Consider the following 24,149-nt stretch of genomic DNA (forward strand, 5'->3'; position numbering starts at 1 on the left):
CGGCCGGCGTGTGCCGGTGAACCGGTGTTTCGGGGGGCGCGGGGACCGGAGCGGGTCAGGCCGCGCGACGCCGGGAGAACAGCACGTTCGCCCCGGCGATGATCAGACCGCCGACGAAGATCAGCGTTCCCATGACGTTGACCTGCGGGGGCACGCCGGTACGGCTGGCGCTGTACACCCACAGCGGGAACGTGACCGTACGGCCGGCGTTGAAGCTGGTGATGACGTAGTCGTCGACGGACAGGGCGAAACAGAGCAGGGCGCCGGATGCCACGCCGGGCAGCAGCATCGGCAGGGTGACCAGCCGGAACGCTGTCCACGGGCCGGCTCCCAGGTCGCGGGCGGCCTCCTCGAGCGTCGGGTCGTGCCCCGCCATGCGCGCCCGCACGGTGATGGCGACGTAGGGGATGCAGAAGGCCACGTGCGCGATGACGATCGTCCAGTAGCCGCGCGGCACGCCCAGCACGATGAACAGCGACAGCAGCGCGGCGCCGAGGGCGATCTCGGGAGCCGCGATGGCGGCGAACATCAGCAGGTCCACCGAGCCCCGGCCGCGGAAGCGGTGCCGGCCGAGCGCCAGCCCGATCGGGGTGCCCAGGAGGGTCGCGACAACGGCGACGACCAGGGCGATGGTGAGGCTGTTGACCAGGGCGGAGGTCAGGTTGGGGATGGCGAACAGGTGCCGGTACCAGTTCAGGGTGAAGCCCTGCCAGGTGAAGTTCACCTTGCTGCCGGTGTCGTTGAACCCGAACAGAATCATGACCGCGATCGGCAGCAGCAGCCAGGCCAGCACCAGCACGGTGTACAGGGTCAGCGTGGGGCGGCGCCGTGGGCGCCCGGTGCGCCGGGTGCGCGGTGCGGTGGGCGCGTCGGCCACGGGGGCGGCGGTTGTGGTGGTCATCGCGCTGCCGCCTCCAGGACCTCGTCGGTGCCCAGGGTCCGGGCGTAGGTGAACACGGCCAGCAGCAGTGCGCCCATGAGGACGAAGGACAGGGCGGAGGCGCCGGGGTAGTCGAGATTGGTGAAGTACTCGGTCTGGATGATGTTGCCGATCATCGTGGTCGAGGGGCCGCCGAGGATGCCGGCGTTGACGTAGTCGGCGCAGGCCGGCACGAACGTCAGCAGCACGCCGGCGAAGACGCCGGGCAGCGACAGCGGCAGCACCACGCGCAGGAAGGTCCCCGCCCGGGAGGCGTACAGGTCGGTGGAGGCCTCGATCACCTTGGGATCGACCCGTTCCAGGGCCACGTACACGGGCAGCACCATGAACGGCAGGAAGTTGTAGGTCAGGCCGCCGATCACCGCGTAGGGCGTGGCCAGCAGGTGGAAGTCGGCCGGCAGCAGGCCGATGTCCTTCAGCGGTCCGAGCAGGACGCCGTGGTCGGCGAGCACGACGTTCCAGGACTGGGTGCGGATGACGAAGGACACGAAGAACGGCAGCAGCATCAGGAAGAGGAACACCGACTTGTGCCGGCCGGCCCGGAAGGCGATCCAGTAAGCCACCGGGTAGCCGACGGCGGCGCAGGCGACGGTCGCCGCGACGCCGTAGACCAGGGACCGGACCAACTGCACGTGGTAGGTGCGGACCATGTCGGCGTAGGTGCCGAAGTGGAACGTCTGGCGGAAGCCGTCGATGAAGTTGCCGGTCTGCAGCGAGAGCGACACCATCACGATCACGGGGGTGACGAAGAAGGCCGCCAGCCACAGCCAGCCCGGGAGGATCATCAGATAGGGGCCCAGTGCCTCCCCGGGGCGACGGCGCCGCCGGGTCAGGCCTGGTAGATCGGTTCGAACAGCGCGTTCCACTGCTTCTCCTCCTCTTCGTCGAGCACCCGCAGACGGCGCAGCTTCGACTGGTCGGCCTTGGTCGGGAAGACCAGGGGGCTGGTGCTCAGGGCGTCCAGCACGGTGCGCCGCTTGCCGGTGGCGGCGTCCGCGTCGCGTGCGACGACCCGTTGCGCGGCGGGCACGGGGCAGACGAACTGCACGGTCTCGCTGATCTTCGCGGCGACCTCGGGCCGGTAGGCGTAGTTCATGTAGGTGAGCGCGTCGACGGGGTGGGCGGCCGTCGACGGGATGCAGAGGTTGTCGGTCCAGAGCAGACCGCCCTCGTCCGGGATGACGAACTCCAGTCGCGAGCCGCTCTGGTTGGCCTGGAAGACGTCGCCCGAGTACACGAGCGAGGCCGCGAGGTCGCCGCGCTGGAGGGAGGACTGGTAGGTCGAGGTGGAGTAGGAGCGGACCATGCCGGCGTCGCGCTGCTTGCGCAGCCAGGCCGCCGCCTTGCGCCAGTCGGCATGGGTGGATGTCTCCGGGTCCACCCCGACTGCCAGCAGTGCGATGTTGCCCATCTGCACGGGGTCGTTCCACATGCCGACTCTGCCGCGCAGCCTGGGGTCGAGCAGGTCCTGCCAACTGGTGATCTTCCGGCCGACGCGGGCCGGGTCGTAGCCGATGCCGGTCATGCCGGACTGCCAGGGGACGGTGTAGACGTTGCCGTGGTCGAAGGACGTGTTCTTGAACGCGGCTCCGCCGTACCGCGCGAAGTTGGGCAGGCGGCTGTGGTCGAGCGGGGCCAGGTAGCCGAGTTCGATGTACTTGCCGAGGTAGCTGTCGCCGCCGACGACCATCAGGTCGTAGCCGATGCCCTGGCCGGAGGCGAACTCCGGCTGGATCTTGCCGAACCAGGAGGCGCTGTCGTCGATCAGCTCGTTGTACGTGACCTCGATGCCGCTCTCGCGGGTGAAGGCGTCGAGGGTGGGGTGCTTGCTCTGGTCGGCCGGGTCGACGTCGATGTACTGCGTGTAGTTGACGAAGTCCAGCTTCCCGGACCGCTTCTTCCCGGCCCAGAAGTCGGTGACGGCGGCGGCGATCTCCGCCTTGCCGGTGGGGACGTGCACGCGGGCGCCGGGGACGCTGCACGCGGCGAGCGGGGCCAGCGCGGCGGCGCCGGCCGCGGCCCGCAGCAGGCGGCGCCGCGTCCAGTCTTGCGGGGCCAGCGCGCGCGGCCGGGGTGCGAAGGGTGTGAAGTGCTCGGGCATGGTGGTTGGTCCGCCTCTCGTCAGCGCGAGGTGAGGGAAACCGGGTCCGCGACGGCCGTCGCCGCGGGGGCGGGGGCGGGGTTGAGCAGGTAGGAGTGGTCGGTGGCCCAGGACAGCCAGACGGTGTCGCCGCGGGACGGAGATGCGCAGGCGGTGCCGTCGTTGGGCTGGAAGACCGTCATCTCCGCGCCGGTGCTGGTGTCCACCGTGTAGCTGGTGGAGGTGCCGAGGTAGACCACCTCCCGGACGGTGCCGCGGACCTGGCTGGCGCTGTCGGCCGGCCCGGTGGTCAGAGTGATCTTCTCCGGCCGCACGGTGAGTTCCACGGCCTCGCCGGCGGCGAGGGAGCCGCGCAGCGGGACCGTGACGCGCTGGCCGCCGCCGAGGTCGAGCACCCCGGTCCCGGCCGCCACGGAGGTCAGCGGGCCGCCGATCAGGTTGGAGGTGCCGATGAACCCGGCGACGAACGCGGTGGCGGGCCGCTCGTACACCTCCTGCGGCGGGCCCACCTGTTCGACCAGGCCCTGGTTCATCACCGCGATCCGGTCGGACATGGTCAGCGCCTCGGCCTGGTCGTGCGTGACGTAGACGAAGGTGATGCCGACTTCGCGCTGGATGCGCTTGAGTTCCAGTTGCATGGTCTGGCGGAGCTTGAGGTCCAGGGCGCCGAGGGGTTCGTCCAGGAGCAGCGCGCGAGGGCGGTTGACCAGGGCGCGAGCCAGGGCGACGCGCTGCTGCTGGCCGCCGGAGAGCTGGCGGGGGCGGCGGTCGGCCTTGTCGGCGAGTTCGACGGTGCGCAGGATCTTCTCGACCCGGTCGCGGAGCTCCTCCTTGGGCACGCGCTTGCGGCGCAGTCCGAACGCCACGTTGTCGGCGACGCTCAGGTGCGGGAAGAGGGCGTACGACTGGAACACCATGTTGATGTCACGCCTGTTGGCGGGCACCCCGACCATGTCGCGGCCGTGCAGCAGGATCTGCCCGGAGGTCGGCTCCTCGAAGCCGGCGATCATCCGCAGGGTGGTGGTCTTGCCGCAGCCGGAGGGGCCGAGGAGCGAGAAGAACTCGCCCTCGCCGATGGCGAGGCTGACGCCGCGGACGACCGCCGCGTCCCTGGCGCCGGCGCCGCCGAAGTCCTTGACCACATCGACGAGGCTGATGGCAGGGCCAGCGGACGTCGGCGGCGGGAGGGTGTCGGTTGCCATCCGTGGTACCTCCGGTGTTCGGGCGTGGGATCGGGGCGGCCGCGGGCGGGGGGCGTGCCGCGGCGACCGGCCGGGGAAAAGGCGGGCGGGGTGGCGTCGGTGCGGTTTGATAACGTTACCAACGAGCCAGACCTTACCCACGGACGGCCATCGCCCGTCAATGGTTGAATGGCTTCGAATTTTCATCGGCCGGTTCCCCGGCCCCCGCCGAGCCGTCACTCACGAGAGACCACCGATGCCCAACACCCCACGGCCGCCGCGTCGCGTCACCATCCCCGACGTCGCCCGGCACGCCGGCGTGGGACAAGCCACCGCCGCCCGGGTCCTGGGCGGGTACGGCTCGTCCAGCGCGGCCACCCGGGAACGGGTGCTGGCCGCCGCCGCAGAACTGGGTTACAGCACCAACGCGGTGGCCCGGAGCATGATCAGCGGACGCACCCACACCCTGGGCGTGGTCGTCGCGGACGTGGAGAACGCCTACTTCGCCCGTGCGGTGCGCGGCGTCACCGACGTCGCGGCCAAGGCCGGCCTCCAGGTCGTCCTCGCCAACAGCGACGAGAAGGGCGACACCGAGAAGTCCGCGGTGCAGATGTTCATCGAACGGCGGGTGGACGGCCTGGTCGTGGCCCCTGCCGCGGCCGACCACGAACACCTCGACAAGGCCGTCGCCGCGGGCATCCCCGTGGTCCTGCTGGACCGTGCGCTCAGCGGCGCCACGCTGGACACGGTCGTCGTGGACAACCGTGGCGCCGCCGAGGCCGCGGTGTCCCGGTTCACCGAAGCGGGGCACACCCGCATCGCCGTGGTCACCTCGGCCTCCCCCGACGAGAACGCCACGCAGCTCGCGCCCGGCGCGGACATCTGGACCACGACCGAGCGGCTCACCGGCTACCGGCGGGCCCTGCGCGCCGCGGGCATCCCGCGCGGCGCGGAGCTGATTCGGCACACCGGATACGACCGGACCTGGGCCCGCTCAGCCGTACTGGAACTGATGAGCTCGCCCGACCGGCCCACCGCGCTGTTCACCACCGACAACGTGGCCACCCTCGGCGCCCTGGACGCCCTGCTCGACCTCGGCGCCCGCATCCCCGGCGACGTCTCGGTCATCGGTTTCGACGACGCCGAGTGGGCCACCCTCGTCCGGCCGAGGCTGAGCGTGGTCAGCCAGCCGGTGCAGGAACTGGGCGGGCTGGCGGCCGACATCCTGGTACGCCGTATCAACGGTTCGACGGCCCGCCCCCGCAGGCACACCCTGCGCGCCACCTACGTCTCCCGCGAGTCCACCGGCCCCGTGCCCGAGCGGGTACGGCCACTGCGGTTCCCGGGAGAGACTGATGGACCCGCCAGCACGGATGTCGGAGGGCGAGATGGAACACCCGCGGATACGCCTCGGCACCGATGATGTGTGGCTGGAGCTGACTCGGACCGGTACGGACAGCTGGCGGATCACGGCGAATTGGTGTTCCTGGCTGACAGCCGACTTCACTGCGGATCTCGGCGTCGCGGAGGTCGAGGACTTCGTGGCGCGGATGCTTTCTCGCCTGCGCGCGCCGTCGGGTGTGCGCTTTTCGGCAGCGGTGACTCCCGGTCGGAACAATCCGCTGACGTTGAGGGCGGAGCCGGTCGGGGACGGTTTCGCCTTTTTCGTGCGCCTGACTCCCAACGGCGACGACGACGTGTGTCATTTGCAGATGGAGATCGATCCGATCGCCACGGTGGAACTCCGTGAGACATTCGGTGCGCTGCACACGGCGCTGATGGCCTGACCGCCCGGAGCGTTTGGGCCAGGCCGCCGTCACAAGCCGGCGTCCGCCCCAGCGGAGGCCCCTCTCACTTCGGATGCGGGCGCGTTCCCTCGCGTTCGGCGGCCAGGACGCCGCGGTGGCGGGCGTTGGCGTTTCGCCACCGCAGGCAGGCGTGCAAGGCGCGTGTCCGGACCGTGTGGTCGGGGTGGTCGGAGTTGGCGATGGTGAACTGCCCCAGCGGTCCGTAGTGCGCCTCGATCGGGCTGGCCCACGAGGCGTAGTCCGAGGATGGGTGCACCCGGTGCTCCGGGAGGGAGCGGAGTCCAGCAGGCGCCGGTCAGGTAGAGGGAGCCACCAAACCGGGCAGGGTGCCGGACGCGGCGACGACGCCGAAGACCGCTCCGCGCCGTGCAGCCGGCCGTCGTGGCGGCGCCGCCGCACTGTGGCGACGCGGGTCGCCCACTCCCGTCATGGCCGCGTCGCGGCGGAGTCGGCCCCCGCTGGAAGGCGTCGCTGCGCCGCCGCGCCGGTGACGATCGTGCGGCACACGGATCGGACGGACGTCCTCACGGTGGCGGCGTGCACGCGGCGGGCTCCCGTCGGCGCGAAAGGTGTCCGCCGGTAGCCGTGCCCCATGCGTCGCGCCCCCGCCGGACACGGTCCGCCCACCGCTCGGTCCCGCTCATGGCGCCGGTCACCGGAGCGTGCACGGCGGCGAGGAAGTGCCGGGGCGGTCGGGGACGGCGGGCACCCGCGAACGGTCATCCGCCCACAGAGGCGTCCGGCATCTGCGCGCAGTGCACGAGGCCGTTCAGGATGAGGGCGAGGCCCGCCTCGAACGCCGACTCGTGATCGATCACCGGCATGCCGGCCGGTGGACCCGCGGCGTCCCCGCTCCCGGTGTCCGCCTGCTCCTCCAGGACGCTGCCGACCGTGAAGCGGCTCGCGGCCAGCATGGCCATCTGCGCCGCCCGCTCGGGCACTCCGGAGGCGACGAGGAACTCCATCTTGCGGCGGACCCGGTCGAGGTCGTCGCCGGGGGTGCTGCCGGCGTGCAGCCGTGCGCCGTCCCGGCGGCTCAGCAGGGTGCGCCTGAAACTGCGCGTGTTCTCCAGGAACCACTGGCGCCAGTCGTCGTCGGGCGTCGGCAGCGGCTCGGCCGCGAGGGGCGCCATGGCTGCCTGCGCCATAGCGGCCAGAAGGTCCTTCTTGGTCCGGAAGTGCCAGTAGAGCGACGGCTGTTCCACGCCCAGCCGCTGCGCCAGCCGCCTCGTACTGACGGCGTCCAGCCCGACCTCGTCGAGCAGGCTGAGCGCCTCGGCGATCACGGTCTCACGGTTCATCTTCGTCACGTTGACAATCTATCGCCGATAGGTAACTCTGCCGAAGAACCATTCACTGATAGATTTTCTGGGGTGAGGGGCATGGCAAAGGGAGCTGGACCGGGAGCGCGGTCACTGCGCGTCCTGGTGGCCGGTGGTGGCGTGGCGGGGCAGGCCCTGGCCTTCTGGCTCACGCGGGGCGGCCATCGGGTGACCGTCGTCGAACGATTCCCCGCGCTGCGGGCCACCGGGGCTCAGGTCGACCTGCGGGGGCAGGGCATCGAGGCCGTCCGGCGGATGGGACTCCTCGACGCCGTCCGCGGCAAGCTCGTGGACGAGGCGGGCGTCGCCTTCATCGACGCCTCCGGCAAGGCCAGGGCGACGATCATGGCCAACACTTCAGGGCGGGGAAGGCAGTCCCTCACGTCCGAGTACGAGATCATGCGCGGCGACCTGGTGCGGCTCCTGCACGACGCGACGAGAAACGACACCGAGTACATGTTCGGCAAGAGCGTGGACGGCTTCGAGCAGGACGAGCACAAGGTCGTCGCGCACTTCTCCGACGGCTCCTGCGGCGAGTTCGACCTCCTGGTCGGCGCGGACGGCCAAGGATCACGCATCCGACGAGCGCTGCTCCCGCAGGGGTTCGACCCCTACCGGCGCCTCGGCATCCACATGGCCTACTGGTTCGTCCCGCGCATCCCCTCGGACAGCAACATCCGGGACACCTACATGGTCCCGGGCGGGCGCCAGATCATGCGCCGCAGCCACAACCCGGCCGAGACCCAGGCGTACTTCGTCCTGCGGGAGGAGTCCGAGGAGGCCTTGGCGATCCACCGCGCGCCCGTCGAACGCCGGCAGGAGTTCTGGGCCGACAGGTTCCGCGACGCCGGATGGCAGACCGAGCGCTTCATCGACGGCATGGAACAGAGCCCGTTCTTCTACTCCCAGGAGATCGTCCAGGTCCGCACCGGCACCTGGTCGAAGGGCCGCGTGGTCCTGGCCGGCGACGCCGCCCACTGCGCCTCCCCCTACAGCGGCATGGGCGTCTCCGGCGGCCTGGTCGGCGCACACGTCCTGGCCGGCGAGATCAACCGGCACCCGGACGACCTGCCGACCGCACTGGCGAACTACGACACCGTCCTGAGGCCCTTCGTCGACGAGATCCAGGGCCGCGTCAACCCGCGCCTTCTACGCCTGATCCTGCCCGTGACCCGGCGCGCGATCGACACCTTCCAGGCCGCCACCGCACTCGCCTGCCGTCTGCACGTCCCCGACCTCGTCGCACGCTTCTCGAAGGAGGACCGGGGCGGCAGCTGGCAGCTCCCCCCGAACCCGGCACCGAGCGGCACCGGGTGAGTGGTGCCGGACAGCCGCGGAACACACGGGCGCCGCCCCGACCCGACCGGAGCAGCGGCGGGCGGTGAAGGGGGCGCAACCGAGCGAGTCGGGTCACCTGAGACGACCGCTCGGTGACGGTCTGACCCCCGGTGGGGTCCAGGGTGCCGTCTACGACGGGCCGAGGTGGTTAGAGTGCCGCGAGGTTGTCGGCCAGGTCGTCAAGGCCGAGAGAGCCCTGGGAAAGCGCCTTCATGTGCCAGGCCTTCAGGTCGAAGGCGCCGCCGCGACGGCGTTGCGCCGCCGCGCGGCCCTGGAGCCAGGCGCGTTCGCCGAGCTTGTAGCCGATGGCCTGTCCGGGCCAGCCGAGGTAGCGGTCGATCTCGCTGTCGCGGCGGGCCGCCGGACTGCCGTTGTAGGTGGCCATGAATTCCGCGGCGAGTGCCGGCGTCCAGCGCTCGCCAGGGTGGAAGCCCGAGTCGGCGGGGACGGCGAGTTCGAGGTGCATGCCGATGTCGACGATCACGCGGATCGTGCGCAGCATCTGGCCGTCCAGAAACCCGAGGCGGCGCGCGGGCTCGGAGAAGAAGCCCAGATCGTCCATGAGACGCTCGGCGTACAGGGCCCAGCCCTCGATGTTGGCGCTGACCATACCCTCGGTGACCTGGTAGCGGCTGAGCCGGTCGGCGACCGCGACCCATCGGGCGAGCTGGAGATGGTGGCCGGGAACGCCCTCGTGGTACCAGATGCTGACGAGTTGCCAGGTGGGAAAGGCGTCCTGGCCGAGGGTGGGCAGGTAGGTGCGTCCGGGGCGGCTGAAGTCGAGGCTCGGGCCCTGGTAGTAGGGCCCGGAGGCGCTGCCCGCGGGCGCTATTCGGGACTCGATGTCGCGGATCGGGCCGGAGAGGTCGAAGTGACTCCCGTCGAGAGCGGTGATCGCCTCGTCCATGAGCTGCTGCAGCCAATCCCGGATGGCCTCCTCCCCCTTGACGGTGTGACCGTGCTCGTCCAGGTGGTGCATGGCCTCCAGGAGCGTGGAGCCGGGCAGGACCCGGTCGGCTTCGACGCGCATCTCGGCGAGCGTCCGGTGGAACTCGCTCCATGCCCAGGCGTAGGCCTCGTCCAGATCCAGCTCGGCGCCCGTGTTGTGGCGTGCGGCGCGCAGGTAGCGTTCGCGGCCGACGGCGTCCGGGGTGTCCGCCGCCGCGGGGAGGTAGGTCTCGCGCAGCCAGTCGCGGAACTCGGCGACGGCGGCGGTGGCCTGGCGGGCGGCGGCGTCCAACTCGGCGCGCAATCGGTCGGGGCCGTCCGAGACGAAGGCGGCGAACCAGCCCGCGTCCCTGCCCGCCTGCCGCCCGGCCGCCTCCCCGGTCCAGTCGGAGAGCTGGCCGATCACCCCGGTGACCTGCCGGGGAGCGGCGAGCAGGCCACGGGAGACACCCTCTGTGAGGGTGGCCCGGTAACCGTCCAGCGCACCGGGGAGGTTGCGCAGCCGTCCGGCCACGGCCGCCCAGTCCTCGTCGGTGGTGGTCGGCATGAAGGAGAAGATCGTCCGCACTTGGTCGACGTGCGCGCCCACGGTGCGCAGCTGGCGGAAGTTCTCGCCTGCGTCGTCCATCGCGAGCTCGGCGGTGAGGCGTTCGCGCAGCAGCCGGGCGCAGGCTCGTTCAGCCGGGTCGTCCGATGTGGGAGTGGCGTCGAGTGCTGCGAGAGTGCGGCGGGCGATCTCGGCGTGGGCCGCGAAGCCGTCCGGCGAGAGATCCGGCTGCCGGTCGTCGCCACGGCTCAGGCCCAGCCATGCCGAGGTCATCGGATCATGCGCGGCCACTTGGTCCAGGTGTCTGTCGGCAATGGCGCGCGGGGTATTCAATTCATCTGCCACTCAGGCATTCTGACGTATCGTCGGGCGTCTACCGCAAGGCGGTATCTGTCACCGACGCCTGCTGCCTCGGCCCCTCGTGCCTCCCGGGGCAGCCGGCACCGGCATCCGTCGGCCGGCCATGTTCCGTCACGTTCCTCGGAATGCGGTGAGGGGTAACGGCCGGTCGACGCGTGCGAGAGCACGCGGGCCTGCAACCCCACCAGGGCGGTGCGGCCGATGGGCAGGGCCAGCTCCTCTCCTCCCGCCCGGACATTTCCCGCGGCTGTTCGGACGGCCGACACCGTGAGCCGGCCGCGATCGAACAGACCGGAGGCAGTTGCCGTGTCCGGCCCTGGCGCGATGCCCCGGTGCGCCATCGGACCTTGGTAAGCGGCATCGGCGCGGCCGGCAGTCGGGAGGACGCGGCGCGGTGAGCGAACCGGTGGGAACGGCGCGTTTCCCCTCATCCGGGGTGTCCCGCGGCGCCCGGCGCTGCCATCGGCCTCCGAGCCGGTCACCGGGTGGAGACCGGCCCAACCCTTCTCCGTCCGGCGCCGGTGGCACCGGCAACCGCGCGTGCCATCCGGCGGCGGCCGCGCCTCCAGGGACTGCCGGTCGAGGAGGGCTCCGTAGACGGTCGCCGGTGGTGCCGCGAGGGCGGAATCCCGCTCAGGCATCGCGTGCCGGCCGGGTCTCGGCGAAGGCGCCGGCGACTGCGGCGAGGGCGGCGGTTCTGGCCGCATCGCCGGGCAGGTGCGGATCAGGTGCCGCGCGGAGGAGCACCAGCTGGTGGTACAGCGGCGCGGTGGCGGCGAGGAGCAGGCGCCGGGCGTCGGTGCCTGACGGGAGTTCGCCGCGCCGGACAGCCCGGCTGACGACGACCTCGCATCGGGCGTACCGGTCCTCCCAGAGTCGCTGTTGGGCGTCGGCGGCTTTTTCGGAGCGGAACGAGGCGGCGATGAGCGCCGTCACGACCGGGGGCTCTGCGGTCAGGGCCGTCTGGATCTCCTGGTTGAGCGCTGCCAGGTCGCCTTCCAGGGAGCCGGTGTCCGGCGGCTGCCAGTCGTCGTCGCTCGCCGCGTCGAGTACGTCGGCGAGCAGACCGCCGACGTCCCCCCAGCGCCGGTACACCGTGGTGCGGTGCACGCCGGCGCGGGCGGCGACGGCGTCGGTGGTGAGCGCGTCATAGCCGTGTTCGCCGAGCTCCGCGAGGACCGCGTCGAGTACCTGCGTACGGATGCGGGCGGTGCGGCCCCCGGGGCGGCGCCGGGTCGGCGACGGCCGGGTGCCTGCTGGTTCTCGTTCTTGTTCTTGTTCTTGTTCTTGTTCCGAGGGTGTGGGAGTCGCCACAGGTAGTCCGATTGATCGCGGGGACGGCGTTGTGGCACCATCTTAACGCAGCAGCTGTCGCACTAATGGAGTGATCGATGTTCATCCAAAGCGTTCGCCCGTCCGCACGGCCCTTGACGGCCGTCTCGTTCTCGAATGCTTTGGAGTCCCCGTATGCCCACACAGATCTCCGCGCTCGCTGTCAGCAAGTCCTTCAACGGCAGGCTCGTCCTTGACTCGGTGACCTGCTCGCTCGCCGCGGGCGAGCGCACCGGGATCATCGGTGAGAACGGATCGGGCAAGACCACCTTGCTGCGCCTGCTCGCCGGGCGTGAACGGCCCGATCAGGGCGAGGTCGTCGTCCAGGCCCCCGGCGGCGTCGGCTATCTCGCCCAGGACGAGCGGATGGAGCCGCGAGCGACCGTCCAGCAGGTCATCGACCGTGCCCTGAGTGATCTACGCACCGTCGAGCGGCGCATGCGCCGTCTCGAGGCCGCGATGGCCGACGGCGACGAGTCGGGCATGGCCGAGTACGGCGACCTGCTCACCGTCTTCGAACTGCGCGGCGGCTACGACGCCGACGCCCGCGTGGAGCGCGCCCTGCACGGTCTCGGCCTGGGCCTCGTGGGCCGTGACCGCACCGTGGGCGGCCTGTCCGGTGGTGAGCGGGTCAGGTTGCGGCTCGCGGCCGTCCTGGCGGCCGCGCCGGAGGTGCTGCTCCTTGACGAGCCGACCAACCATCTCGACGACAACGCCCTGAGCTGGCTGGAGGAACACCTGCGCACCCGCCGGGGCACCACGGTGGCGGTCTCCCACGACCGGGACTTCCTCGAACGCGTCGCCACCGGCCTCCTTGAGGTGGACGCCGACCGGCGCAGCGTCGTCCGGTACGGCAACGGCTACACCGGCTACCTCGCCGAGAGGAAAGCCGCCCGGCAGCGCTGGGCCCAGGCGCACGAGCAGTGGCGGGCCGACGTCGACCGGCTCCGCGAGGCCGCCGCGACCACCGCCCGCCGCGTGGCCCCCGGCCGTGCGATGAAGGACGGCAACAAGATGGCGTACGACCGGGCGGGCGCCCGGGTGCAGCAGTCGCTGGCCAGCCGGGTGCGCAACGCGGAAGAACGGCTGCGCCGCCTCCTCAGCACCCCGGTCCCGCCTCCGCCGGAGCCGCTGCGCTTCGCCCCCGTACTGCGGACCGGCAGCCCGCAGGGCGCCGTACTCGTCGCCACCGACATCACCGTCACGGACCGGCTCGACCGCACGAGCCTGTCGCTCGCGGCGGGCGAGCGCCTGCTGGTCACGGGGCCGAACGGAGCGGGCAAGAGCACGTTGCTCCGCGTCCTCGCCGGGGAGGTCGCCCCCGACGGCGGGGGTGTCACCCGCCGCGGCAGGGTCGGCTACCTCCCCCAGGAGCCGCACCCCGGGGAGCCGGACGAGACCGTCCTTGCCGCCTTCGCCCGCGGACGGGCGGGTGAGGCCGCCGAACACGCCGAACAGCTGCTGTCCCTCGGCCTGTTCGACCGCGACCACCTCACGGTGCCGGTCGGCTGGTTGTCCACCGGGCAGCGACAGCGTCTGGCCCTGGCGCGGCTGCTCAGCGAACCGTCAGACGTCCTGCTGCTCGACGAACCCACCAACCATCTGTCGCCCGCGCTCGTCGAGGAACTCGAGACCGCCCTGACCGGCTACGACGGCGCCCTCGTCGTCGTCAGCCACGACCGTCGACTGCGTCGGCGCTGGCAGGGCGCTCACCTGGCCATGCGGACGACGCCGACCTCCGCCGCCAGGGCCTGAGGTCCCGGCAGCCCCGCGAACATGCCTTAGGGAAGGAAACAACTCGTGATGCCACCTGTCCCCGCCGACCCGAACGTGGTCCATCCGATGCCCGAGCAGCCGCGGGTGGTGCTGCTGAAGCCGCTGGTCACCTCGCCGCTGATCGAGGTCGGAGAGTTCTCCTACTACGACGACCCCGATGACCCGACCGCCTTCGAGACCCGCAACGTGCTCTACCACTACGGGCCGGAAAAGCTGGTCATCGGGAAGTTCTGCGCGCTGGGCGAGGGCGTGCGGTTCATCATGAACGGCGCCAACCACCGGATGGACGGCCCCTCCACGTTCCCTTTCCCGATCATGGGCGGTTCCTGGGCCCAGCACTTCGACCTGATCACCGGTTTGCCCGGACGGGGTGACACCGTGGTGGGCCATGACGTCTGGTTCGGTTACCGGTCCACGGTGATGCCGGGCGTCCGCATCGGCCACGGAGCGGTCATCGCCTCCGGCTCCGTCGTCGTCGACGACGTCCCCGACTACGGCATCGTCGGCGGCAACCCCGCCCGCCTCATCCGCCGCCGCCACAGCGACGCCGACATTGCCCGCCTCCTGGCCCTGGCCTGGTGGGACTGGCCGCTCAAGGACATCACCGAACACCTCCGCACGATCATGTCCGGCAGCGTCGACGACCTGGAGAACGCGGCGGCCCGGGCACGTGGAGACAGAACGTCCGGAGCCACCAACCCCCAGCGCCAAGGGCCGTTGAACGAGCCCGACCCAGGGCGACCCGCCCGGTGACCCGCTCCCCTGTCCGCGATCCACTGTTCCAGCACACCGAGAGTCGAGCTGTCAGCATGCCTGCTTCGCCCCACCACAACCCGTTCGCCGACTGGCTTCGCACCCACGCCGTCCCCCTCGACCACCTCGACCCCGAGGCACCACTCGACGATCTGGAGCCGCTGCGCGCCATCGTCGGCGACGCACGTGTCGTCGCGATCGGTGAGAGTTCCCACTTCATCAACGAGTTCGCGTCCATGCGCGAGCGCATCCTGCGGTTCCTGGCCGAGCGCTGCGGATTCACCGTCCTCGCCTTCGAGTACGGCTTCAGCGAAGGTTTCCCCCTTGACGCGTGGGCCCAGGGTGAGGGGACGGACGACGACCTGTCGGCGCATCTCGCCGGAACGATCCCCGTGGGAGTCGACGCGCCGCTGCGCTGGATACGCCGGCACAACCGAACCGCCTCGACACCGGTGCGCTTCACGGGGGTCGACATCCCGGCGGCCGGTGGCTCGTTGCTTCCCGCCCTGGCCCCGGTCGCCGACTACCTGCGCCGGATCGATCCCGAAACCCTGCCGATCGTCCAGGAGGCGATGCGGATCGCCGAATCGTTCGCCGGTGGCTCCGCGGCCGTCGCCGCGCCCGCGTGGGCACGTCTGGCCACCGCGGAACAGGACGCCCTCAGCGCGGCCCTGACGCGCCTGCTCATCCGGTTCCGCTCCGTCGCACCACTGTATGTTTCCCGTGGCGACCAGCACAGCTACGACATCGCCGTGCGCCGGCTCGAAGGCGCCTGCCACGCCGACTACACCTTCCGCGCCATGGCCGACCTCTTCGCCGGCAAAGGGCTGACCGCCGACACCTCGGCCCGCGATGTCTACATGGCCGAGTCGGTCCTGTGGCACCTGGACCGCTTCGAACCCGGGACCCGCGTCGTGCTGGCGGCTCACAACGCCCACATCCAGAAGACACCGGTCTCCTTCGACGGCCACCTCACGGGGCTCCCCATGGGACAGCACCTGCACCGCGCGCTCGGCGATGACTACTTCGCCCTCGGCCTGGCGAGCACCACCGGACACACCGCGGACATGCCCCGCGACGAGAACACACCCTTCGGCTTCACCATCGACGCCACCGCGCTGGAGCCGGCCGAGCCGGGAAGTATCGAAGCCGCATTCGCCGACGCCGAGCTCGGGCTCAGCATCGCCGACCTCCGCCAGGCACGCCCGCAGGCGGCCGATGGAAACGTCGACCTTGCCCCGGGCCCCGACCGCATCCGGATCCAAAGCGCCTACCTCCACACCCCCGTCCTCGAGGCGTTCGACGCCATCCTCCACACCCCGACCTCCACCGTTGCCGACAACCTCTGAAAACCGACGCGGTGACAGCCGCCCTCATGCCCGCCCCGGGACATGCTGCTCACCGGGCGGTCGGCCCCGGCGCGGCCTGAGCGGCGCGGTCCCTCGCTCCGGTCGGCGTGCGGCCGCGGCCCGGCGCGGTGCACGCGGGCACTGTGCCGGGCCGCGGCCGGTCCTGCGCCCTGTCGAAGACGATCAGTGTGCCGTCCACGCCCGGGACGAAGAGGCGGCACCTGGACGTGGCGACGCCGGGGACGACGAAGCCGCGCCACTCCTCCTCTGCCGGGTTCGGCGACATGGGCGGCGGCTCCGGGCAACGCCGGTACGTCCACACCACGGAGCCGCCGCAGCCCTCGACGCGGACACGCCCACTCCTTTCTTCTCGCCGCCGAACGGTCCAACGGCGACCGCACCCTGACCATCCGCAGCGCCGACGCCCTCAACCTGAACTCCGCCCAAGGGGCCGCTCTCCACCCCGGGGTGGAAATCGAATCCACCGCCTTCCCGGCACCGTCCGCTGGATCAGGTCGGCCTTTCCAGGTCGGCAGCTGGGCGCCCCGGCAGCGATCCGCGGGGACGTCGATGGCGTTCATGGAGTCGGTCTCCCGCCGGGTGCCGGTCGCGTGCAGACCTCCGGGGACGTCGAGGATCTTCGGGGCTTCGTCCTGAACCGGCCAGCCCGGTCCCGTCGGCCCGGTCGGTCCGGTCGGTCCGGTCGGTCCGGTCGGTCCGGTCGGTCCGGTCGGCCGCGGAGTGTTCCGTGTTCATGCCGCGGCTCCGTCGGTGTAGACCGGCTGCCACATGGCCTCCCGGACGGCTTCGGAGACGTCGGTCGGCTTGCTGGTGGCCACGCCGTCGTCGAGCGCCGCCTTGACCACCGCGGTCGCAGTGACCGCCGAGGACTCCCGGAGGCTTTCCACGGGCGGCAGCAGGGATGCGCCCGGCCTCGACGGGTCGACCTGGTCCGCGACGGCCTGGGCCGCCGCAAGCAGCATGCCCGAAGTCACCTGGGACGCCCCGGAGACGATCGTGCCCAGGCCCAGTCCCGGGTACAGCAGCGCGTTGTTGGCCTGCCCGATCTCGTAGGTCATACCGTCGTACTCCACAGGTGGGACGGGGATGCCGGTCGCCACCAGCGCCTTTCCCCCGGACCAGGCGATGACGTCGGCGGGCATGGCCTCGATCCGGGAGGTGGGATTGGAGATCGGGAAGATGATCGGCCGCTCGGTACCCTCGGACATGGACTGGACGACCTCGCGTGTGAAGGCGCCGTGCGCGGTGGAAGTGCCCAGCAGGATCGTGGGTTCGACCCGGCGCACCGTTTCCAGCAGTGAGATCGCGCCGTCGTCCCGCGCCCAGTCCGCGACCTCGTCCGGATCGCGTGCGTAGGGCTGCTGGAAGTCACGCAGTCCGTCCATGTCGCGGGTGAGCAGGCCCTGTTTGTCGATCAGCCACACTTGTGCGGCGGCCTGCCTCGAATCCGCGCCGTCGCGGACCATCGCGTCGCGCAGCTGGTCGGCGATGCCCACCCCGGCGGTCCCGGCGCCGAAGACGACCAGTTTCTGGTCCCGCATCCGCACACCGCTGACCTTGACGGCAGACAGGACGGCGGCCAGCGTGATGGCTCCGGTGCCCTGCATGTCGTCGTTGAAGATCCGATAGCGGCCGCCGTACTGCTCCAGTATCCGCCGTGCGTTGCTGGGACCGAAGTCCTCGAAGTGCAGCAGCGCGTCGGGGAACGTGGACGACGCCGTCTCCAGGTAGCTCTCGATGAACGCGTCGTAATCAGCGCCACGAACGCGGGAGTGCCGGTTGCCCAGGTACAGCGGATCGTCCAACAGCGACCTGCGGTCCGTGCCCACGTCCAGCGACACGGGAACGACGCGGCGCGGGTCGATGCCGGCGGCCGCGGTGTAGACCGCGAGCTTGCCGACCGAGATCTGGATCCCTCCCACACCCCAGTCACCGATGCCCAGGATCTCCTCCGCGTCCGTGCACACGATCAAGTCGACGTCCTCGGGCCCGAGCTGCAGCGTGGCGAAGGCCTTCTCCATGTCGTCGGGCCGGTCGATGGACAGGAAGATGCCGCGCGGGCAGCGGTACTCGTGGGAGTACTTCTCGATCGCCTCGCCCACGGTGGGGTCGTAGACGATCGGCAGGAGCTCCGCGAGATGCTCGACGAGAACCCTGAAGTACAGGGTCTCGTTGCGGTCGTGGAGCTGTTCCAGATAGACGTTCTTGGCCAGGTCGCTGCTCTGAGCCCGCATCTGCTGGTAGGCGCGCTGAGTCTGCTGCTCGAGTGCGAGCCGGCGAGCAGAGCCCGGGTGTGCAGCTTCTCGCTGTCGTCGGTCAACACCACGGCCAGCGCGTCGGGCAAGCCCTGCTTGGCGGCCATGAAGTCGAGGAAGCGCTCCATCCAGGTCCGCAGCGCGTCCACCGGAGGCTGTGCGGCCGTGAGGTGCGGTGCCGCCTCGCACAGGCGCCGCACTTCCTGTCGGTGGACCGCCTCGATCAGCAGTTCCTCACGAGGTCGGTGAGGGCCGGCGGGCTGTGCCCGGACGGTCAAGGCCCGCAGCCCTGCAAGAACACTCGGCGCCGGGTTTGTTGTCTACGTTCTCTTCCGATCACGCCCGATGACCCGACGGAAGGGAACGGTAAATGAACAAGCGCAAGGCGATGGTGCGGTTGCTGCCGGCGTTACTGCTGGTAGTGAGCGTCGGGGGATTCGCGGCTCCGTCGTCGGCCGCGAGCCCGAACACCGCCGCTCGTCTCCCGGAGGCGAACACGGCGGTGGGGCCGCAGTACGACACCACGCACGTCTACGTCACCCCAGGCACGATGGACGCGTTCGTCACCTGCTGGGAGGCGATCTTCGGCGGAACCAACACCACCAAGGTCGTCACGGACGTGACGCCCACGCCCAGCACGACCGTGTCGGAACTGGTCCTCTCCCCTGTCGGCACCCTGTCCGTCTTCGACTTCCGGACGCCGGTCCCCTACCCGTTCGGTGCCGAACGCACCGGCTGGCTCATGAGCGACTTCGACAAGGGCGTGCGGCGGGCCCGGGCGAGCGGGGCGGACGTCGTCGTGGCACCCTTCGACGACCCCATCGGCCGAGACGCGGTCGTCCAGTTCCCGGGCGGCGTCAACGCCCAGCTGTACTGGCACACCAAGGCTCCGACCTACGCACCGTTGGAGACCGTGCCGGACAACCGTATCTATCTGACACGCGACTCGGCGAGGGCGTTCCTCACCTCGTACCTGCGGTTCACCGGCGGCCGGATCGTCTCCGACGACCGGTCCGCCGATGGTGGCCAGATCGGTGTGCCCGCCGAGACGTACCGCCGCGTGGCCATCAGCTCCCCCTTCGGCAACACGGTGGTCAGCGTGACCGATGGGCACCTGCCGTACCCCTTCGGGCGGGAGACCACCGGCTACGCGGTGACGGACCTCGCCTCGACCTTGCACAGGGCTGAGGTCGCGGGCGCGAAGGTGCTCTGGGGACCGTACTCCTCCCGGGGCCGCGCCAGCGCGATGGTGCAGTTCCCCGGTGGCTACGTGGCCGAGCTTCACGAGGGTGACGACCGCTGATCGTCCCGGGTGGCAATCGGCGTACGGCATACGGTGCGGGCAATGGCCGCCCGCCGCGGGCATGGACGCCGTGGTCCTCGCCCGAGGCGACGGCATTCGTCGCAGTCCGTTTCGCTGCCCCGCCCCGGGTGGCTGCCGCATGGGGAGTAGCCGACGGTCGCGCGTATGCGCCACCCGCTTCGGCAGACACGGCCAACCGCCACCGGGCCGCAGTTCCCTCGCCTCGCTCCTCCTCCTGCTCCGCGAACCCGCCCAGGACCGTTGCCGGGGTCCGGCCTCCAGCTCCGGTCCCACGTTGATCACGGGGATTTCAGCCGGGGAGTCGAGTGAACTCGTTGCGCAGGTCGATGATGTGGCCGTCGTGGTCGACCTGCGCGTGCTCCACGCCGGCCACGGTCAGGAGTCGGCCGTCCTTCATACGGGCCGCGGCTGCCCATTCGGCCCGCAGCGTCCCGTCATCGAGCACCGTGGTGTTCCAGTAGTGCCGGGAGTCGGCGAAGCAGGCGAAGTGGGCGCGGTAGAAAGCGGCGATGTCCTCATGGCCACAGGCCGGCTCCGGGCCGAGCCGCACGGTCGGGTCAGGGGCGAACAACGTCAGCATCACGGGTGACGTCGCCGCCGGTGATGTCGCTGAAGATCGGGGCAGTGCGGCGCAGTTCGCGCGGAACTCGTCGATCGTCCTGCCGGGCCGGTTGTCGCCGTAGCCCATCAGCATGACGAGCCGCTGCAGCGCCGGGCGGTGCCGGCGCTGAACTCTGCGGCCGGGGATTGCGCGACAGACATCCGTAAGCTCCTTCGTGGTGTCAAGGGCTCGGTGTCGAGGGCTCGTTCATGTGGCGGCTTCTTCTGCTTCCCGGGGTGCGGGCTCCGCGCTCGCGCCCCGTGCCGCCCGGTCCGGGCAGGCCCGGCGGCGTCGGGGAGGGGCATCACCGTTCCCGCGCCGCCTGCGGGGCCCCGCCTCATGGTCGCGGGTGAGCCGGACGATCGCCGCCGCCGCTTCACGGGCGCCGTCCGCGTCCCGGGCCGCGATCGCGTCGACGAGCCGCCGGTGCAGCCCGGCGTGCTCCTCGGCGCCCGTGGCGTGCTCATCAACGGCGAGCCCCGCAAGTGGAACGGCCACGTCCTCGACGTCGACCTGACCGCCCTGCACGCCGAGGTCCACGCCTCGCGCGAGTACGTGCTGAACACCCCGACTGCCTGAGCACCTCCCCTCCTCGTCCCCCGGCCGGCCCCCTCCGGCCGGGGGAGAACGGCCTCCCAGCTTGCCGAAGCAGAGCGTGGCGCCGCGGCACCGCGGTAGGGGTCCGTGCACCAGCCAGTGGACAGATAGTCTCTGCGAAGATAATCTACGGATAGATCATCTAGCGGAGGAGACCACTCATGTGGGAGTACGAGCACAGCGTCGAGACCAGCGCCACCCCCGAGGCGATCTGGCGGCTCTGGGCCGACGTCGAGAACTGGGGCACCTGGAACGCCGAGATCGAGAAGATCGAGACGAACGGCCCGTTCGCGGCGGGCACGCAGATCACGATGACGCCGCCCGGGGACGACCCGGTACTGCTGCGCATCGCCGAGGCGGTCGAAGACGAACTGTTCGTCGACGAGGCGCGCTTCGACGGTCTGCTGCTGCGCACCACCCACCGGATCGACCGGATCGCCCAGAACCGGATCCGCGTGGTGTACCGGATGGAGATCACCGGCACCGGCGCCGACGAGGTGGGCCCGCAGATCGGTCCGGGCATCACCGCCGACTGGCCCGAGACGATGGCCTCGCTGGCCGAGCTGGCGGTGCGCTGATGCCCCTCAGCCCCGGCGACAGCCCCGGATTCCTGCTGTGGCACGCCGCCCTGCGTTGGCAGCGCGACATCGCCACAGCCCTGGCGCCGCTCGATCTCACCCATGTGCAGTTCGTGCTGCTCGCCTGCACCTGGTGGCTCAACGCCCAGGGCGAGCATCCCAACCAGCTGGCCCTCGCCCGCCAAGCCGGCATCGACGTCAAGATGACCTCCCAGGTGCTACGCACCCTGGAACACAAAGGACTCATCGAGCGTGAAGTCGACCCGGCCGACACCCGCGCCAAACGACTGCGTGTCACCGACACCGGCGCCGACCTGGCCCCACGCGCGATTGCCGCAGTCGAGCGCGCCGACGCGCGGTTCTTCCAGCCGGTGCCCCTCGACGACGCGGTAGCCCTGCTCGGCCGCCTGGCCCATCCCGAAACCTGAAACGCCCCAACCGACAACTGCAGGCCACCGGACCCGAACGCACCGGTCGGTGGCATTGCAACAGACCGGCCCCACCGCCCAAAAGGAACGGCGGCCCTTCTCTCACACCTGCCACCCCCGCCGTGGCCGTCGCGCTGACCGCCTCCGAACGCCACCGGCTGAAGAAGATGGCCCAGGGTCAGAAGACACCGCGTCAGCTCCGGCAGCGGCAGCGGGCAACCATCGTGGTTCTGGCGGCCCGAGGGTGCCCCCACCGCCCGGACAGCCGCGCAGACGCGGATGCACGGGGACACGGTGCGCACCCGGCGGGGCCGGTTCGCCGTCGGCGGCCTGCCCGCCCTGTCCGGCCGCAGGCGCTCGCGGCGACCGCCCTCGTTCACTCCCCTGCAGTTCGCCGAAGTCAAGGTGCTGGCCTGTCGGTGACCCGCCGGGACCGGGACCCCGCTGTCATGCCGGTCGTGCCCGGAACCGGACCGCGAGGTGGTTGCCCGGGCCATCGCCACGGCCATGTCGGTCTCCACCGTGCGCCGCCGGCCTGGTGAACTGCCGATACGGACGCGTCGTCCAGGAGCGGAGCGGCGCTCTCGCGATCGTGCCCCGCAGTGGCGGCTGCACCGACGACCGCCTCCTGGCCCTCCCCCGCAGCCACGTCGCCGACTTCACGGCTGCCCCCGTCGTCTCCGCCACCGTGCAGCTGCGCGCCGCTCCCGACGGTGAACCGGGTCAGCGTCCTGGTGTCCGTCCTCGACCTGCACGGGTCCTCGACGTGCACGGTCCTGGGGGCACGCGCGGCTTCCCGGCCGGACGCCGGCACGCCCCCTGCTCGCGTTCGCTACTCGCTTTCGCAAAAAAGAGGCGGGAAGCTATGGACCCGGTGCCTCCTGTCCCCCTACTGTCTAGACATGCCTGGACAGGTACACAAGCATCATCGCATCGCCCGCGTCCTCGCCGCCGAGATCCGCGCCGGAGTTCATACCGACGGCAGCAGACTCCCCGGCGAGCACGCCCTCACGCAGCGCTTCGGCGTCAGCCGCACCACCCTGCGGCAGGCCCTCCAGGTGCTCGGTGAGGAGGGGCTCATCGCCACGCACGCCGGGATCGGCTCGTTCGTCACCTTCGACGGCGGGGCCCCGCTGGACCACCGCCTCGGCTGGACCCGGGCGCTCGCCGAACAGGGTACCGAGCTGACCACGGAGACCATCAGGTTCGAGCAGGTCACGGACGACGCCCTGGCCGCGGAGCTGGGGCTGGCGTCGAGTGCGTTCATCGCCCTCGACCGGGTCAGGAGGCTGCCGGACGGACAGGGCGTCTCCCTGGAACACAGCAGGGTGCCGGCCACCGAGGAACTGGCCGGACTGCCCGAGCGCGGCCTCGACGGGGGTTCGCTCAGCCGGACCCTGGTCGCCGCCGGCCGTGTCACCGAATCCGGCGAGGGACTGGTGACGGTGCGCGGGCTGGACGCGGCCGAGGCCGCCCTGCTGCACCGTGCGCAGGGCGAGTCCTTCCTGCGCCTGAGCCAGGTGTACCGGGCCGCCGACGGCTCGGTCGTCGAACACGTCACCAGCCTGCTCGACCCGGCCAGGTTCGAACTGCACATCCGATCGGGCCGAGGAGGCCGACTGTGACCGACCCGCTCGACCGCGCCCTCGGCGCCTACTACGGGCTCGCCCTCGGCGACGCCCTCGGCATGCCCACCCAGTCGATGTCCCGCCAGGACGTCGTCCGGTGCTACGGCACCCTGACCGGTTTCGTCCCCGCTCATCCCGACAACCCCATCAGCGGGGGGATGCCGGCCGGTTCCGTCACGGACGACACCGACCAGGCCGTGATCGTGGGCCGGCTCATCGCCGAGGGCCGGGGCCGGATCGACCCGCTGCGACTCGCCCACGAACTGCTCGACTGGGAGAAGGAGATGAAGGCCAACGGCTCCTTCGACCTCCTGGGCCCGTCCACCAAGGCCGCCCTGGACGCGGTGGCCCGTGGCGTCCCGGCGCACGAGGCGGGGCGCACCGGCACGACGAACGGCGCCGCCATGCGCGTCACCCCGGTCGGCATCGCCTGCGCCGTCGAGCCGCTGGACACCTTCCTCGACCACGTCGTGGAGTCCTGCCAGGTCACGCACGACACCGGCATCGGCATCGCGGGCGCCGCCGCGGTCGCCGCCGCCGTCAGTACCGGCGTCGGCGGTGGCACCCTGGACGAGGCCGTCGCCGCCGCGGTGAGCGCGGCCCGCGCCGGCGCCCGGCGCGGGCACTGGGTCGCGGGGGCCGACATCGCCACCCGCGTGGCCTGGGCGTGGGACCTGGTCCGGGGTCTCCCGCGGGCCGAGGCCCTCGACCGGATCGTCACCCTGGTCGGCACCAGTGTCGCCAGCCAGGAGTCCGTACCCGCCGCCTTCGCGGTCCTTTCCGTGGCCGAGGGCGATCCCTGGCGGGCCGCCCTGCTCGCCGCCAACCTCGGTGGCGACAGCGACACCATCGGCGCGATCGCCGGTGCCGTCGCCGGTTCGGTCACCGGTCTCGCGGCACTGCCGGCCGAGGCCGTGGAGACCCTCCGTACGGTCAACTCCCTCGATCTGGAAGCCCTGACG

The 24,149-nt window shown here is 71.1% G+C and carries 20 protein-coding genes and 2 pseudogenes; 12 read left to right on the forward strand and 10 right to left on the reverse strand.

Annotation, left to right across the window (positions count from 1 at the left end; genetic code table 11):
* Nucleotides 1-55: 55 nt before the first annotated feature.
* The 4 genes from FRZ03_RS20250 to FRZ03_RS20265 are packed head-to-tail and all read right to left on the reverse strand — an operon-like array spanning nt 56 to nt 4,243.
* Nucleotides 56-901 (reverse strand): ABC transporter permease, encoded by an 846-nt coding sequence (locus tag FRZ03_RS20250; protein WP_261399269.1) that lies wholly within the window; start codon nt 899-901, stop codon nt 56-58.
* Nucleotides 898-1,806, reverse strand: coding sequence for an ABC transporter permease (locus FRZ03_RS20255; RefSeq protein WP_261399270.1), 909 nt, complete (start codon nt 1,804-1,806; stop codon nt 898-900). The genes FRZ03_RS20250 and FRZ03_RS20255 overlap by 4 nt, the downstream gene beginning before the upstream one ends.
* Nucleotides 1,770-3,041: a polyamine ABC transporter substrate-binding protein gene (locus FRZ03_RS20260; protein WP_146466568.1), complete on the reverse strand. Its 1,272-nt coding sequence runs from the start codon at nt 3,039-3,041 to the stop codon at nt 1,770-1,772. Before FRZ03_RS20260 ends, FRZ03_RS20255 begins: the two co-directional genes overlap by 37 nt.
* Nucleotides 3,042-3,061: 20 nt before the next feature.
* Nucleotides 3,062-4,243, reverse strand: coding sequence for an ABC transporter ATP-binding protein (locus tag FRZ03_RS20265; RefSeq protein ID WP_186785523.1), 1,182 nt, complete (start codon nt 4,241-4,243; stop codon nt 3,062-3,064).
* Nucleotides 4,244-4,478: 235 nt separating this feature from the next.
* Between FRZ03_RS20265 and FRZ03_RS20270 the strand changes: the two genes are divergently transcribed.
* Both FRZ03_RS20270 and FRZ03_RS20275 read left to right on the forward strand, forming a co-directional pair.
* Complete coding sequence (locus FRZ03_RS20270) at nt 4,479-5,645, forward strand: LacI family DNA-binding transcriptional regulator (RefSeq protein WP_146466569.1); 1,167 nt, start codon at nt 4,479-4,481, stop codon at nt 5,643-5,645.
* On the forward strand, nt 5,611-6,009 hold the full coding sequence (locus FRZ03_RS20275; protein ID WP_146466570.1) for a hypothetical protein: 399 nt from the start codon (nt 5,611-5,613) through the stop codon (nt 6,007-6,009). The genes FRZ03_RS20270 and FRZ03_RS20275 overlap by 35 nt, the downstream gene beginning before the upstream one ends.
* 21 nt (nt 6,010-6,030) lie before the next feature.
* Here the strand turns inward: FRZ03_RS20275 and FRZ03_RS20280 are convergent.
* Both FRZ03_RS20280 and FRZ03_RS20285 read right to left on the reverse strand, forming a co-directional pair.
* A pseudogene (locus FRZ03_RS20280) lies at nt 6,031-6,268 on the reverse strand (IS630 family transposase); the annotation flags it as partial.
* A 481-nt stretch (nt 6,269-6,749) separates the two neighbouring features.
* Nucleotides 6,750-7,331: a TetR/AcrR family transcriptional regulator C-terminal domain-containing protein gene (locus tag FRZ03_RS20285; RefSeq protein WP_186785528.1), complete on the reverse strand. Its 582-nt coding sequence runs from the start codon at nt 7,329-7,331 to the stop codon at nt 6,750-6,752.
* Between the two features lie 81 nt (nt 7,332-7,412).
* Here FRZ03_RS20285 and FRZ03_RS20290 point away from each other — a divergent pair, with 81 nt between their 5' ends.
* Entirely contained in the window at nt 7,413-8,669 is a 1,257-nt protein-coding gene (locus FRZ03_RS20290; RefSeq protein ID WP_146466572.1) for an FAD-dependent monooxygenase, read from the forward strand.
* Nucleotides 8,670-8,838: 169 nt separating this feature from the next.
* Here the strand turns inward: FRZ03_RS20290 and FRZ03_RS20295 are convergent, their stop codons facing one another.
* Both FRZ03_RS20295 and FRZ03_RS20305 read right to left on the reverse strand, forming a co-directional pair.
* Nucleotides 8,839-10,458, reverse strand: coding sequence for a DUF885 domain-containing protein (locus FRZ03_RS20295; protein WP_186785524.1), 1,620 nt, complete (start codon nt 10,456-10,458; stop codon nt 8,839-8,841).
* A 720-nt stretch (nt 10,459-11,178) separates the two neighbouring features.
* Complete coding sequence (locus FRZ03_RS20305; protein WP_146466575.1) at nt 11,179-11,859, reverse strand: TetR/AcrR family transcriptional regulator; 681 nt, start codon at nt 11,857-11,859, stop codon at nt 11,179-11,181.
* Between the two features lie 153 nt (nt 11,860-12,012).
* Between FRZ03_RS20305 and abc-f the strand changes: the two genes are divergently transcribed.
* The 3 genes and pseudogenes from abc-f to FRZ03_RS20320 all read left to right on the forward strand — a co-directional run bounded on the left by abc-f (nt 12,013) and on the right by FRZ03_RS20320 (nt 15,755).
* Nucleotides 12,013-13,632, forward strand: coding sequence for a ribosomal protection-like ABC-F family protein (abc-f, locus tag FRZ03_RS20310; protein WP_186785525.1), 1,620 nt, complete (start codon nt 12,013-12,015; stop codon nt 13,630-13,632).
* A gap of 48 nt (nt 13,633-13,680) precedes the next feature.
* A pseudogene (locus FRZ03_RS20315) lies at nt 13,681-14,316 on the forward strand (CatB-related O-acetyltransferase); the annotation flags it as partial.
* 146 nt (nt 14,317-14,462) lie between these two features.
* Nucleotides 14,463-15,755, forward strand: a complete 1,293-nt coding sequence (locus tag FRZ03_RS20320; RefSeq protein ID WP_146466577.1) for an erythromycin esterase family protein — start codon at nt 14,463-14,465, stop codon at nt 15,753-15,755.
* A 752-nt stretch (nt 15,756-16,507) separates the two neighbouring features.
* Here FRZ03_RS20320 and FRZ03_RS20330 read toward each other — a convergent pair.
* Nucleotides 16,508-18,220 carry an NAD-dependent malic enzyme gene (locus tag FRZ03_RS20330; protein WP_315902654.1) on the reverse strand — a complete coding sequence of 571 codons (1,713 nt, stop codon included), beginning with the start codon at nt 18,218-18,220 and terminating at the stop codon, nt 16,508-16,510.
* A 181-nt stretch (nt 18,221-18,401) separates the two neighbouring features.
* Between FRZ03_RS20330 and FRZ03_RS20335 the strand changes: the two genes are divergently transcribed.
* A complete protein-coding gene (locus FRZ03_RS20335; protein WP_146466579.1) occupies nt 18,402-19,334 on the forward strand; it encodes a glyoxalase in 933 nt (310 codons plus the stop codon).
* Between the two features lie 310 nt (nt 19,335-19,644).
* On the opposite strand, the gene FRZ03_RS20340 is transcribed toward FRZ03_RS20335, so the two are convergent.
* Nucleotides 19,645-19,935: a nuclear transport factor 2 family protein gene (locus tag FRZ03_RS20340; protein WP_146466580.1), complete on the reverse strand. Its 291-nt coding sequence runs from the start codon at nt 19,933-19,935 to the stop codon at nt 19,645-19,647.
* Nucleotides 19,936-20,295: 360 nt separating this feature from the next.
* On the opposite strand from FRZ03_RS20340, the gene FRZ03_RS39245 reads away from it, so the two are divergent.
* From FRZ03_RS39245 to FRZ03_RS20370, 5 genes are all read left to right on the forward strand, one after another.
* Nucleotides 20,296-20,535, forward strand: a complete 240-nt coding sequence (locus FRZ03_RS39245) for a hypothetical protein (protein WP_186785530.1) — start codon at nt 20,296-20,298, stop codon at nt 20,533-20,535.
* A gap of 179 nt (nt 20,536-20,714) precedes the next feature.
* Nucleotides 20,715-21,131 (forward strand): SRPBCC family protein, encoded by a 417-nt coding sequence (locus FRZ03_RS20350; protein WP_146466581.1) that lies wholly within the window; start codon nt 20,715-20,717, stop codon nt 21,129-21,131.
* Nucleotides 21,131-21,559 (forward strand): MarR family winged helix-turn-helix transcriptional regulator, encoded by a 429-nt coding sequence (locus FRZ03_RS20355; protein WP_146466582.1) that lies wholly within the window; start codon nt 21,131-21,133, stop codon nt 21,557-21,559. Before FRZ03_RS20350 ends, FRZ03_RS20355 begins: the two co-directional genes overlap by 1 nt.
* 902 nt (nt 21,560-22,461) lie before the next feature.
* Nucleotides 22,462-23,184, forward strand: coding sequence for a GntR family transcriptional regulator (locus FRZ03_RS20365; protein WP_146466583.1), 723 nt, complete (start codon nt 22,462-22,464; stop codon nt 23,182-23,184).
* On the forward strand, nt 23,181-24,149 hold a 969-nt coding region (locus tag FRZ03_RS20370; protein WP_146466594.1), incomplete at its 3' end, for an ADP-ribosylglycohydrolase family protein. The genes FRZ03_RS20365 and FRZ03_RS20370, both read left to right, overlap by 4 nt.

The organism is Streptomyces misionensis (assembly GCF_007896895.1).
GTDB lineage: Bacteria > Actinomycetota > Actinomycetes > Streptomycetales > Streptomycetaceae > Streptomyces > Streptomyces misionensis_A.